Origin of the sequence: Pseudorhizobium marinum (genome assembly GCF_000705355.1) — a bacterium.
Classification (GTDB): Bacteria; Pseudomonadota; Alphaproteobacteria; order Rhizobiales; family Rhizobiaceae; genus Neorhizobium; species Neorhizobium pelagicum.
In genome coordinates this window covers 71646-83240 of record NZ_JMQK01000021.1, presented here as the reverse complement: position 1 = coordinate 83240, position 11595 = coordinate 71646, and the positions used below count along the sequence as shown (strand labels likewise).

The window sequence follows — 11595 nt, the reverse complement described above, 5'->3', positions numbered from 1 at the left end:
GCCAAATGTATTCGAGCTTGTATTTTGTCATCTTACTCTCTCTCAAACCATGGTGCGTTCGTAGCGCCACCCGCTTTCCGAAAGCTCCCGGAGGGCTTGGCGGTCGCTGGATGAACGAGATGATGCATGTGGCGTGCCAACTCGCGACCAAATCGGCTGAGAGGCCAAAAATGCGGCATGTTAGGAGGCGCTGAAGCATTGAGCATCCGACGCTTTTCCTTGATTCTTCTCATATCAATATCGCCGACCGTCTCACGGTCTTGGAACTGACAGCCATCGCGCCCGTTGGACGGAGTGGACAACAGAAACGGCGACTGATGCCGATCATTGCAGCTCATGATGAATATGAGTGCAAATGCGCAAAATATGTGCTAATAGACTGAGGTCAGGACCGCCACGAGGAACAGCACCATGACAGCAGGTTTCGAGCGTGTAACAGCCAAGATCTACCAGTTCCCGATCAACCGGGTGACGAAGCGCGCCGCCCTGAGCGAGCCCGGCAATGACGCGACACGGTTTTCGGACCTTGCCTTCGACAGCTGCTGGTATCATGACGAGGCCATACGCGACGACGTGAAGCCGACGCGCCACGACTGACAGCATTCCTTGGTCAGAGACCGATCTGACGAAAAACATCGGCTGACAGAACCATCTCCGTGATCGCTGCGTAAGTGAACGTATGACGATCGGAGATACGGCATGGCCTCCCCAGACACCTCCCCATCCAGCATCAACAAAATCGCCTGGATCACCGGCGCGAGTTCGGGTATCGGCCGGGCTGTCGCGCTCAGGCTGGCCGACGAGGGATGGCAGGTAGCCGCAAGCGCCCGCAGCACCGACAAGCTGGCCGAACTGGAGGCACTCCGGCCGGGGCGCATCCTGTCCTTTCCAGTAGACGTGACCCAGCAGGATGCCGTGGCTGCGACCGTGGCCGAGATCGAGGACAGGATGGGGCCGCTTGACCTCGCGCTTTTCTCCGCCGGTAGCTACAAGCGCGACAGCGCCACCCGCTTCCAGGGCAAGGACCTCGCCGAGGTCATGACACTCAACGTCATTGGCACCGGGTATTGCCTGGATGCCGTCATTCCGAAGATGGTGGCGCGCCGCGCCGGACACATCGCAGTCGTTGCCTCCGTGGCCGGCTATGTCGGACTGCCGGGGGGAGCTTTCTACGGAGCGACCAAAGCCGCCCTGATCAATCTCTGCGAGGGCCTCTATCCGGAGCTTGAGAAGGAAGGCGTGCGCCTGACCGTCATCAACCCCGGGTTTGTCGAAACGCCGTTGACGCAGAAGAACGACTTCCCGATGCCCTTTCTGATTGGTGTCGACGAAGCGGCGGAATCGATCGTGAAGGGCCTGAAGAGCGGCCGGTTCGAGATCATCTTCCCCTGGAAGATGGCCGTCGCGATCAAGCTCCTGAACGCCCTGCCTCGACCGCTGCTGTTCATGATCACGCGCAAGATGCTGCGCCGCTGACCGCACTCAGGTCCTCAGGGGCGTAAGAGCTTGAATTGCACCACATCGATACGGCCGGTGCGGAAGCCCACTGCGCAGTAGTGCAGGTAGTAGTGCCACATCCGGAAGAACCGCTGGTCGAAGCCGAGCTTTGCGATCACCGCCCAGTTGGTGCAAAACTCCCGGTCCCACGCGACAAGCGTGCGGGCATAGTCTTGTCCGAACCGGAATTCATCGTCGACCGCAAGTCCGGCCGCCGTCACCCCTTCCCGGAAGGCGCGAACAGACGGCAGCATTCCGCCGGGAAAAATATAAGTCTGGATGAAGTCGGCGTTGCGCCGGTAGTTCGCAAAACGGTCCTCGGCGATCGTGATCGTCTGGATCAGCGCCTCCCCGCCTGCGGCCAGGAGCGCACGCACCCGATCGAAATAGGTAGGCCAGTTCTCCTCGCCCACGGCCTCGAACATCTCGATCGACACGATCTTGTCGAACGACCCGCTGCAGTCGCGGTAGTCCTCCAGCCGGATGTCGGCCCGGTCGGCGAGCCCCTTATGCTGCAGCCGCTCCCGTGCGAAAGCCGCCTGCTCGCGCGACAGGGTGAGGCCGGTGACCCGGCAGCCGGTCTCCCGGATGGCATATTCGGCAAATCCGCCCCAGCCGCAGCCGATCTCCAGGACATGATCGTCCGGCCCGATGTTCAGGGCGCTCAGGATCCGCCGGTATTTTTCCCGCTGCGCATCCGCAAGCGTCATGTCGGGCTGGGTGTAGAGGGCCGAGGAATAGGTCATGGTCTCGTCCAGCCACAACCGGTAGAACTCGTTCCCAAGGTCATAGTGGAAGGCGATGTTGCGACGGCTGCCGGCGCGCGAGTTGCGGCGCAGCCGGTGCTGGAGGAAGGCGACCGCCGCCCTGAGCGGACCCGCCAGCGTTACCGGCCGCCAGACCTGGTCATTGGCAACCACCAGTTCCAGAACGGCACCGAGGTCCGGCGTCTCCCAGTCTCCATCCAGATAGGCCCGTGAAAACCCGAGCGCTCCGCCGCTGAGGAGGCGCCGCACCGGCTGCGCATTGTTCAAACGGATCGTCGCGGCCGGCCCCCGCTCGGCACCGGCGAAATGACGTTCCTGTCCACCGGGAAAACGCACCGTCAGATGCCCTACGGCGATGCGGTCTGCCCAGCGGCACAGGGACTTCTGCCACATGGGCATCGGGGAGGAGGCAAAGGAAGCGCGGCTTTCGGGGATATGACTCATCTGCTTACTCGTTGACCGGAACAAGTGAACTCGCCCTGCGCTGCAGGCTCGGCTTGTGCCGGTGAACCGGCACGCCCTTGAGCCAGAGTTTCAGAGCCTCCCAATGAATACCAGCCATGATCTTGAGGGTCATCAGCGGAAGTGCAACCAGCGCTTTCAACAACGTGGCGTCCGTCAGGGGACGGCGCACGCCGACGAAGCTGGCATAGAGCAGCGGGCCTGTTTCATCGCTCTCGTTGATTGCGATCATCACGGCATCTCCAGGGCGGCCGGTGCGGAAGTGATAGGTGCAGTCCATCGGCACGAAGGGAGAGACATACAGCTCCTTCTTGCAGGCGTGCCTGACTGTCTGCTGCGTGCCGTCGGCCACCGGAATGACATAGGTATGGCGTTCGTGGAAGGTATTGCAGACCTCGTAGAGGATCGCCAGCAAACGCCCGTATCGCGTTTCACAGAAATAGACGGTAATCGGATTGAAAACGTACCCGAAGATGCGCGGATAGCAAAGGATGCGGATGCGGATGTCGCCCGTTTCCAGACCGGCACTCTCAAGATGCCCCTCCACCCAGTCCCGAAGCGCTCCGGCTTCGCCGGTTCCATGGTCGCTATCACGGAAGCCGATGGCTGCCGCGCGATTGTGGCCGAACAGCCGGAGCCGCCGGTCAAGCCCCGCCAGATCGTCGAGGTCGAGCAGCAACGAGAACACGCGGTATCGCAGTCTGTGCATCGCCGGTCGATGTCGCCTGTGAACCACGTCCCCCAGATAAAGCGCGGATGTTTCTGTCATTCGGCAGCCTCGAGCGGCATGGCCGCAAAGATGCGGCCGGACGGGTTGGCGACCTGCCACGGCCGGTGCGTTCCGGTGAGCCTTTCGGCCACCGCCAGCCCTGCCTGCAGCCCGTCTTCATGGAAGCCGCTGCCGAAATGGGCACCACAAAACCAGATCTTCCGGCGGCCCTGAAGATCCCATATCTGCTGCTGGGCTTGCAGCGCGGCCTCATCGAACAGCGGGTGGGAGTATTCGAAAGTGCCCTTGATGGCATCCGGGCGTATCCGGCGGCAGGGATTGAGGGTGACGAACAGCGGGTGCTGCGGGTCGATATTCTGGAGCCTGTTCATCCAGTAGGTCACGCAGAGATCGCTGTTGCCGAGCCCCGGCCCGCCGCTGATGTAGTTCCAGCTCGACCAGACGGCGCGGCGCTTCGGCATCAGATGCGGATCGGTATGCAGCACCGCGGTATTGGATGTATAGCGGAAAGCCCCAAGCGTCTGCCGCTCGAGATCGTCCGCATCCGCCAGCATGGCGAGGGCATCATCCGCATGGGTGGCGACCACGACATCGTCGAACCGGTCGGTGGCACCGCCAGCATCGGTAACGACCACATGATCGCCCTCGCGCCGCAGTTCGACGACAGCGCTGTTCAGGCGGATGGTGCCCGCAAAGTCCTGCGCTATGCGGCGAACATACTCGCGGCTTCCCCCCTCCACCGTTCGCCACTTCGGCCGTCCGGAGATCGTGGTCAGACCGTGATTGACGAAGAAGCGCAGGAAGGCCTTGAGCGGATAGGACCGCATTTCTCCCGAAGATGTGGACCAGATCGCCGCTCCCATCGGGAGAAGGTGATCGTCGATGAACGCCTGGGAATAGCCACCGCGATCGAGAAACTCGCCGAGCGACAATCCATCCAGCCCGGGATCGGACAGCAGCTCTGCAGACTTTTTGTAGAACCGCAGGATGTCCGACATCATCCGCCAGAAACGCGGCCGCGCCAGGTTGCTGCGCTGGGCGAGGAGGCCGCTGATGCCGGTTCCCGAATATTCGAAGGCGCCGCCGTCGAGCGAAGCCGCAAACGACATGTCGGAGGCCGCCGTCGGAACGTTGAGGTGCCGAAAGAGTGCCACGAGATTGGGGTAGTTGAGCTCGTTGTAGACGATGAAGCCGGTGTCGACGCTGACCTCGCCCTCTCCGACCGGCACCGTCACCGTGTTGGCATGGCCACCCAGGCGCTCGGCCGCTTCGTAAAGGGTCACGTCATGGCTCTTTGCCATCAGCCATGCGGCGGAAAGCCCGCTGATACCCGACCCGATGACCGCAATACGCTTTCCTGTCGTGTCGGCCACGCTGTTCTGCCCCATGTTACGCAAACTCTCCCGCTGTCGCTGTTGTCCCTCGATCTACGGCTATACGGCGCGCCCGGATTGCCAAGAGCATTTTTTTCTGCGGCTGACGGTTTCCAATGATCCGGGGGCAAGAGGCTGCCGTAAAGGCGACCATGAGCTTGAGCATTCACATCGGGTCGGAGACATGCCAGAACGAGACGCTCGCCATCATTCGGCGGCGATCCCTAAGGCGTGACATCGGCATGACGCAACCCAATTCCCCAAAGCTCAAAGGCGGTGATGTTGATCCCGCGGAATTGGCGCGCCTGCTCGTGACCGTAGGAGAAAGTCGCAATGTCGAAGCGTTCGAAGCCTTGTTCCGCTTCTATGCGCCGAAGGTTCGCGCGTTCATGACGATGAAGACAAAGGACAGGCAGGCGGCGGAAGAACTGATGCAGGAAACCATGAGCTCGGTATGGACCAAGGCTGCCCAGTTCGATCCGGATCGCGGCAATGCGTCGGCCTGGATCTTCACCATCGCCCGCAATATTCGCATCGATGCCTACAGGCGCAAGCGCCCGGCTCTCGACCTCGACGACCAGGCGCTGATGCCCGAGGAGGCTCCGCAAGCCGACCGGGAACTGGAGAAGGCGCAGGAAGCCAAACTGCTTCGCAATGCGCTGGCGACCTTGCCACCGGAGCAGCAGGATGTGCTGAAAATGGCCTTCTTTGAAGACAAGCCCCACTCCGCAATTGCCGAGCAGATGGGTCTGCCGCTCGGCACGGTCAAATCCCGCATACGGCTGGCATTTTCCAAGCTGCGCGATGCGCTGGAGGATCGGCGATGAGCGTTCGACATCACATCAGCGACGAGCTGCTGCTGGACTACGCAGCCGGCACTCTGTCGGAAGGGTGGAGCCTTGCCATCGCCACGCACTTGGCATTGTGCCCGACCTGCCGGCGCCAGCTTGACGCCATGGAGGGCGCAGCCGGAGCGCTTCTCGACAAGATCTCCGTAGAACCGGTTGCGGACGATGAGTCCTGGCAGCGGATGCGTGCCCGCCTTGAAGGTAGCAAGGCGCCCCAGCCGGAAAGCAAATCCAAGCCCCGGAGCGAACACCGGCCAGCGGCCGTCATTCCGGAACCGCTTCGCTCCTATCTGGGAAGCGACGTCGAGGGTCTGAAGTGGCGCGCATTGGGCCGCGGCGCCTATCACATCCGTATCCCGACCGATGATCCCTCGACGCAGGTGCGCCTTTTGAGAATTCCGGCAGGCAAGCCCGTGCCGGAGCACACGCACAGCGGCCGGGAGCTGACGCTGGTTTTGTCCGGCAGCTTTCGTGACGGGGAAAGCGTCTTCGCGCGCGGGGACATCGAAGAAGCAGACGACGATCTTCTGCACACGCCGACCGCGTCGGAAGGCGAAGACTGTATCTGCCTGGCGGTCACCGAAGCACCGTTGAGGTTCACCAGCTGGATCGTCCGCATGATCCAGCCGATCCTGAAGATCTGACCGATTGGCGATGAGGAAACAACAATGCTGACGCCCGTGGTAGCCTATGTGTCGACCGCCATCGTGTTTCTCGGAATCGATGCCCTTTGGCTCGGACGGGTGGCAACAACCTATTATCGCGGCTGGATCGGCAACATGATGCTGGAGCAGCCGAACTTTGCAGCGGCGGCAGTCTTCTATCTCGTCTATGTGGCAGGCGTCGTCTATTTCGCAGTGATGCCGGCCCTCAATGGCGGCGGCTGGACGCAAGCCGCAATCGCCGGCGCCATCCTCGGATTCATCGCCTACGGTACTTACGACATGACCAATCTCGCGACCCTGAAGAACTGGCCGATCATCATGACGGTCGTTGACATGTCCTGGGGGACGATCCTGACGTCCTTTGCAGCGGTCATGGGCTTTTTCATCACGCAGAAGCTTGTCTGAGATCGCCAGACACTTTGTCGGCACCGGCCACCAACGTGTTTACATTGTGTTTTCGATCGATATCCTGCGGCACGCGCAGTTGCCGGCCCCGATACCGTCGCCATGATCGCAACACATGTTCAACCCATCGCAAGGTGGGCGGAGGATCAGTAATAGCAGATATCACGACACCGGATCTGGAGACCTGTGCTCGCGAACCGATCCACATTCCGGGCGCCATCCAACCCCATGGGGCTCTCTTCGTGCTTCGTGCCTCCGACATGATCGTCGTGCAGGCAAGCACAAACGTAACCGACTACCTCGGCGATGACGTCATGGTCGGTCAACGCCCGCGGGGTACCGTTGGCGGTCTGCTCGACTCCATTTTGCAATGGCACCAGACTCCGGAACCGACCCTTCAGATTCCGGTAGCTGCCTATGGTCTCATCGTCGTCGCTCATCGCTCGGGACGCTCCATCATCGTCGAAGCGGAACGGGAAGAGCCACAAACCGCATCACAGACATTCACGAGTTTGCGCAGCTTCGTGCAGACGTTGGCGCAGCAGGCGGATCACGACGCTTCCCTGCAGGTAACCGCCCGGTTTCTCCGGCAGCTGACCGGCTTCGATCGTGCGCTCGTCTATCGGTTCGACGAGGATTGGAACGGACAGGTGGTTGCAGAGGCTGGCAACGGTGCCTTGCCTTCCTACCTCGATCTGCGCTTTCCGGCCTCCGACATTCCGGCCCAGGCACGCGCGCTTTACGCCGCAAACCCTGTCCGCATCATTCCCAATGCCACCTATGATGCCGTTCCGATCATTCCCGTCGCCAACCCTGATACACAGACGCCGCTGGACTTGAGCTTTGCCCAGCTGCGAAGCGTGTCTCCCGTCCATCTTGAGTACATGCGCAACATGGGAACGGCAGCCTCGATGTCCGTATCGATCATGATCGACGGGCGGCTTTGGGGGCTCGTTTCATGCCATAGCGCAACGCCCCACTATGTCGGCATCGTCACGCGCGACGTCTGCGAGCTCATCGTCCAGTCCCTTGCCATGCGCATCGCGGCGCAGCAGCGCGAAGTGAGCTCCGCCAGCCGCGCTCAGCTTGGCCGGATTACATCGCGCCTTCTGACCTTGATGTCGTCCGGCACGAACTGGCCTGAGGAACTGATAGATGCGGGAGATGATCTGCTGGCTCAGGTCGGTGCCGATGGCGCAGCCATCATCACCGAAACCGGCTATTTCACCGTGGGCGAGTGTCCCCGCGAGGATGAGGTTCGCACGATCGTCAGATGGCTGGAAGAAGAACGAAGAGACGCCGACCTCTTCGCCAGCCATTCGCTTGCATCGGAATTGCCGCCGGCATCCGCGTTCGCCGCATCTGCAAGCGGTGTCTTAGCTGTCCGCATTTCCGAGCTCCACCCGAGCTGGGTCATCTGGTTCCGCCCGGAAGTGGTGCGCACGGTGAAATGGGGTGGCAATCCGCATAAACTGGTGACGGAAGAAGGACGAATTCATCCACGCAACTCCTTCGATGCCTGGCGCGAACAGGTGCATCAGCAAGCGAAGCCATGGACGGAGTCTGAGCTTTCTGCAGCGCGAGATCTGCATCGTGCCATCGTCGGCATAGTCCTGCGCAGGGCGGAGGAACTGGCCGAGCTGACGAGTGAACTTCGCCGGTCAAACAAGGAGTTGGAAGCCTTCTCCTATTCGGTGTCGCATGACCTGCGTGCACCCTTCCGCCATATCGTCGGGTTTGCCCAACTGCTGCGCGAGCGCGAAACCTCACTCGATGCCAAATCCCAGCACTACCTGCGAAATATTTCTGAATCGGCCCTGGCCGCAGGCCGTCTCGTGGACGACCTCTTGAACTTTTCGCAGCTTGGACGCGCTTCGATCGCGTCCAAGAATGTCGACATGAACAAGCTCGTCGAGGAAGTCATCAAGAGCGTCATGCTGAGCCGTCCCGATCGGCAGGTGGAGTGGAAGATAGGACGCCTCCCGACCGCCTGGGGCGACGCCACGCTGTTGCGGCAGGTCTGGTACAATCTGATCGACAATGCGGTAAAATATTCCCGCGACCGGGAACCCGCAGTCATTTCCATCGACGGATCGACAGCGGACGACGTGACCGTCTATTCGATCTCGGACAATGGCGTTGGCTTCGACATGGCTTACGTGGGGAAACTTTTTGGCGTCTTCCAGCGTTTGCAGCGCGCGGAAGACTTCGACGGAACCGGCATCGGTCTTGCGCTCGTTCGACGGATCGTCGAACGCCACAATGGAACCGTGAAGGCAACCGGCGAAGAGGACAAAGGCGCAACCTTTACCTTCGCATTGCCGACACCTGAGAAGAAAGGCCGTGCGCTTGCCTGAACTGCGACCGATACTGCTCGTGGAGGACAGTCCTCGCGACCTTGAGCTGACGCTTGCCGCTCTCGAGAAATGTCAGCTTGCCAACGACATCGTCATTGCACGCGATGGTGCAGAGGCGGTGGACTACCTGTTTTCGACCGGGCAGTACGCCAAGCGGGACGAGGGAGACCCCACAGTGGTCCTGCTGGACCTGAAGCTTCCGAAGGTCGACGGTCTGGAGGTTCTGGAACGCGTGAAGCAGGACCCCAAGCTGCGACATATCCCGATCGTCATGCTGACTTCCTCCCGCGAGGAGCAGGATCTCGTGCGCAGCTACCAGCTTGGGGTCAATGCCTTCGTCGTCAAGCCTGTCGAGTTCAACGAGTTCTTCAAGGCCATTCAGGATCTCGGCGTCTTCTGGGCGCTGCTGAACGAACCCCCACCTGGATATCGACCCCAATGACGCAAAATAGGCGTTCGCGCCCGCCGCGCATCCTCATGCTTGAGGACAGCCGTCTTGATGCGGAGTTGATCCGCGAGCACCTGGAGACCATTACCCCCCAGCCCGTGCTTCATCATGCAACGAATCGGCGCGAGTACATCGAAGCGCTCGAGGCACCTGACTTCGATGTCATTCTCGCCGATTTCTCGCTGCCGGACTTTGATGGGATGAGCGCACTGGAGATGGCCCGCGAGGCCGTTCCGGAAGTCCCCTTCATCTTCGTGTCCGGGATCCTCGGTGAAGAGGTGGCAATTGAATCGTTTCGGCGCGGCGCAACGGACTATGTGCTGAAACAGCGTCTGATCCGGCTACCGGCAGCGGTCGAGCGCGCCTTGGCAGAAGCTCGTGAAAGGGTGGAGCGCCGGAGGGCCGAGAACCAGAAGGAACTCCTGGTCCGCGAACTCAGCCACCGGGTCAAGAACACGATGGCTGTGGTCATGTCGCTGGTGCGAAGGACCGTCAAGACCAGCGACAACGTCGATGACTACGTCGACAATCTGCTGGGGCGGCTGCGGGCAATGGCCGATGCCCATGCGCTCCTGTTCGAGACGAACTGGAGCGAGGCGGAGCTCCTTGAAGTGATCAGGCGGACAATCGCACCGCAGGATCGCAATGGCACGCGCATCAAACTGGAGCCGGGAACGCTCACGATGCTGCCGCCCAAGGCGGCGCTTGCGCTCGGCATGGTCCTGAACGAGCTTGCCACCAACGCCGTGAAGCATGGAGCGCTGTCAAACGACCATGGGGTGGTGAAGATTTCTTGGGATCGGAGTGCTGCGGATGTGGTGGTGATACGTTGGCAGGAAATCGATGGACCGGCTGTACGGGTGCCGGAGGACAAGGGCTTCGGCGCGACCCTCATAGACCGCAGCATCCGCTATGAACTGGAGGGTGACGTGACGCTCCACTACAACCCGACTGGGCTGGTCTGCGATATCACCTTCCCGCTCTCGGCGACAGAATGACGGGGCGACTTTAGCCGTTGCGGGCACTCTGCTCAGGCTTGTTGGAAAAATGCTTGTCCATCAGCTTGGCGAGCTTCTGAGGGCTCCAGGGCTTGGCAAGGAGCGGCAAGCCGGCAAGCTTCGACTTCAACTCCGGCAGTTCCGCGTAACCGCTGCACACGATGAGCGGGACGCCCTTCGACTGCAACGCCTCGATGACCGGGAAAGACAGTTCGCCGTTGAGGTTGAGATCGAGGATGGCACCGTCCAGATCCGTGGACGCCACCGCCTCCAGGGCCTGCGAAATGCGACCGAACGGTCCGACCACACGCACACCCTGCTCGGTCAGGTGATCTTCAACGTCCATCGCGAGGAGCACGTCGTCTTCCAGGACCAGAATTTTCATGATGCTGCGGCCTCTTTGCTTTCCCCACTCGGACTCCCGCCTGTCGCGTTCCCGGACAAGCAGACAACGACGATCTATCTGTTTCTCCTGCAAGAGATTTCAAGGTGATACGGAGAAACGGGATGCAGGTGAGAGAGCACCAAAATGTGATGCTGATGCAGCTGCGATAGTACCCATTGCTGCAGCCCTGGCGACATCAGCTGCCTCTCAGCGCCTGCCTCTTCAGCCATGCATCAAGCGCCTTCACCATCGCCAGGCGCAGGCTTGCCCCTTTTGCCAGCGCCCGAATGAGTGTCTTTCCCTCGCCTGGAAAGCCGATCTCGGCCGTCACCTCGTCCGGTCGTATGCTCCGCTTCGCCATGATCCGCTCGATCCGGGTCACCGTCGACGGCAACAGATAGCGGCCGTCGGCGATCAACTGCTGCCTGTCGGGATCGATGGCGGACCAAAGATCGACGTCCTGCGTCGCAACCCTTTTCAGAAACAGCAGCCGCTCTTCATCGCTCGCCTTGACCCAAGCCTTCTCAAGCTTTGCCAGCCGCGACAACTCAGCCTCTTTGGACGGCCGCTCAAGATCCTTTCGGCGTTTCTGTTTCTTCGGCATGCTGTCGATCTTGATCGCCTCCCGGGTTGATTGGACAAGTCGGCACGGTCGTGCTG

13 protein-coding genes are annotated in these 11595 nt (G+C 61.0%); 8 read left to right on the top strand and 5 right to left on the bottom strand.

What is annotated here, in order from left to right:
- The first annotated feature begins 411 nt into the window (after positions 1 to 411).
- Positions 412 to 597 (top strand): DUF2735 domain-containing protein, encoded by a 186-nt coding sequence (locus tag EO99_RS0120620; protein WP_029620477.1) that lies wholly within the window; start codon positions 412 to 414, stop codon positions 595 to 597.
- A gap of 102 nt (positions 598 to 699) precedes the next feature.
- Positions 700 to 1476, top strand: coding sequence for an SDR family NAD(P)-dependent oxidoreductase (locus EO99_RS0120615; RefSeq protein ID WP_051679998.1), 777 nt, complete (start codon positions 700 to 702; stop codon positions 1474 to 1476).
- A gap of 14 nt (positions 1477 to 1490) precedes the next feature.
- Here EO99_RS0120615 and EO99_RS0120610 read toward each other — a convergent pair whose 3' ends face one another.
- Genes EO99_RS0120610 through EO99_RS0120600 form a run of 3 tightly spaced genes read right to left on the bottom strand, consistent with a single transcriptional unit; the run spans position 1491 to position 4844 of the window.
- Complete coding sequence (locus EO99_RS0120610; protein WP_029620475.1) at positions 1491 to 2708, bottom strand: SAM-dependent methyltransferase; 1218 nt, start codon at positions 2706 to 2708, stop codon at positions 1491 to 1493.
- A gap of 4 nt (positions 2709 to 2712) precedes the next feature.
- The gene (locus EO99_RS0120605; RefSeq protein WP_029620474.1) at positions 2713 to 3495 is read right to left on the bottom strand and encodes a DUF1365 domain-containing protein; all 783 of its coding nucleotides are present in this window, start codon (positions 3493 to 3495) and stop codon (positions 2713 to 2715) included.
- On the bottom strand, positions 3492 to 4844 hold the full coding sequence (locus EO99_RS0120600) for an NAD(P)/FAD-dependent oxidoreductase (protein WP_029620473.1): 1353 nt from the start codon (positions 4842 to 4844) through the stop codon (positions 3492 to 3494). The genes EO99_RS0120605 and EO99_RS0120600 overlap by 4 nt, the downstream gene beginning before the upstream one ends.
- 137 nt (positions 4845 to 4981) lie before the next feature.
- Here EO99_RS0120600 and EO99_RS0120595 point away from each other — a divergent pair, with 137 nt between their 5' ends.
- From EO99_RS0120595 to EO99_RS0120570, 6 genes are all read left to right on the top strand, one after another.
- Entirely contained in the window at positions 4982 to 5656 is a 675-nt protein-coding gene (locus tag EO99_RS0120595) for a sigma-70 family RNA polymerase sigma factor (protein WP_037112607.1), read from the top strand.
- On the top strand, positions 5653 to 6321 hold the full coding sequence (locus EO99_RS0120590) for a ChrR family anti-sigma-E factor (protein WP_029620471.1): 669 nt from the start codon (positions 5653 to 5655) through the stop codon (positions 6319 to 6321). The genes EO99_RS0120595 and EO99_RS0120590 overlap by 4 nt, the downstream gene beginning before the upstream one ends.
- A gap of 24 nt (positions 6322 to 6345) precedes the next feature.
- Complete coding sequence (locus EO99_RS0120585) at positions 6346 to 6747, top strand: DUF2177 family protein (RefSeq protein ID WP_029620470.1); 402 nt, start codon at positions 6346 to 6348, stop codon at positions 6745 to 6747.
- Positions 6748 to 6881: 134 nt separating this feature from the next.
- Positions 6882 to 9104 carry an ATP-binding protein gene (locus tag EO99_RS0120580; protein ID WP_235776891.1) on the top strand — a complete coding sequence of 741 codons (2223 nt, stop codon included), beginning with the start codon at positions 6882 to 6884 and terminating at the stop codon, positions 9102 to 9104.
- Positions 9097 to 9546 (top strand): response regulator, encoded by a 450-nt coding sequence (locus EO99_RS0120575; RefSeq protein ID WP_029620468.1) that lies wholly within the window; start codon positions 9097 to 9099, stop codon positions 9544 to 9546. Before EO99_RS0120580 ends, EO99_RS0120575 begins: the two co-directional genes overlap by 8 nt.
- Positions 9543 to 10550, top strand: coding sequence for an HWE histidine kinase domain-containing protein (locus EO99_RS0120570; protein ID WP_029620467.1), 1008 nt, complete (start codon positions 9543 to 9545; stop codon positions 10548 to 10550). The genes EO99_RS0120575 and EO99_RS0120570 overlap by 4 nt, the downstream gene beginning before the upstream one ends.
- A 10-nt stretch (positions 10551 to 10560) precedes the next feature.
- Here EO99_RS0120570 and EO99_RS0120565 read toward each other — a convergent pair whose 3' ends face one another.
- Together EO99_RS0120565 and EO99_RS0120560 are read right to left on the bottom strand one after the other, a co-directional pair.
- Positions 10561 to 10935 carry a response regulator gene (locus EO99_RS0120565; RefSeq protein WP_029620466.1) on the bottom strand — a complete coding sequence of 125 codons (375 nt, stop codon included), beginning with the start codon at positions 10933 to 10935 and terminating at the stop codon, positions 10561 to 10563.
- Positions 10936 to 11131: 196 nt separating this feature from the next.
- The gene (locus tag EO99_RS0120560; protein ID WP_051679997.1) at positions 11132 to 11539 is read right to left on the bottom strand and encodes a hypothetical protein; all 408 of its coding nucleotides are present in this window, start codon (positions 11537 to 11539) and stop codon (positions 11132 to 11134) included.
- Between the last annotated feature and the right edge of the window lie 56 nt (positions 11540 to 11595).

Bases quoted from the DNA above. Each gene is read 5' to 3' on its own strand.
- EO99_RS0120620 (WP_029620477.1), top strand. From the start codon at position 412: ATGACAGCAGGTTTCGAGCGTGTAACAGCCAAGATCTACCAGTTCCCG.
- EO99_RS0120615 (WP_051679998.1), top strand. From the start codon at position 700: ATGGCCTCCCCAGACACCTCCCCATCCAGCATCAACAAAATCGCCTGG.
- EO99_RS0120610 (WP_029620475.1), bottom strand. From the start codon at position 2,708: ATGAGTCATATCCCCGAAAGCCGCGCTTCCTTTGCCTCCTCCCCGATG.
- EO99_RS0120605 (WP_029620474.1), bottom strand. From the start codon at position 3,495: ATGACAGAAACATCCGCGCTTTATCTGGGGGACGTGGTTCACAGGCGA.
- EO99_RS0120600 (WP_029620473.1), bottom strand. From the start codon at position 4,844: ATGGGGCAGAACAGCGTGGCCGACACGACAGGAAAGCGTATTGCGGTC.
- EO99_RS0120595 (WP_037112607.1), top strand. From the start codon at position 4,982: ATGAGCTTGAGCATTCACATCGGGTCGGAGACATGCCAGAACGAGACG.
- EO99_RS0120590 (WP_029620471.1), top strand. From the start codon at position 5,653: ATGAGCGTTCGACATCACATCAGCGACGAGCTGCTGCTGGACTACGCA.
- EO99_RS0120585 (WP_029620470.1), top strand. From the start codon at position 6,346: ATGCTGACGCCCGTGGTAGCCTATGTGTCGACCGCCATCGTGTTTCTC.
- EO99_RS0120570 (WP_029620467.1), top strand. From the start codon at position 9,543: ATGACGCAAAATAGGCGTTCGCGCCCGCCGCGCATCCTCATGCTTGAG.
- EO99_RS0120565 (WP_029620466.1), bottom strand. From the start codon at position 10,935: ATGAAAATTCTGGTCCTGGAAGACGACGTGCTCCTCGCGATGGACGTT.
- EO99_RS0120560 (WP_051679997.1), bottom strand. From the start codon at position 11,539: ATGCCGAAGAAACAGAAACGCCGAAAGGATCTTGAGCGGCCGTCCAAA.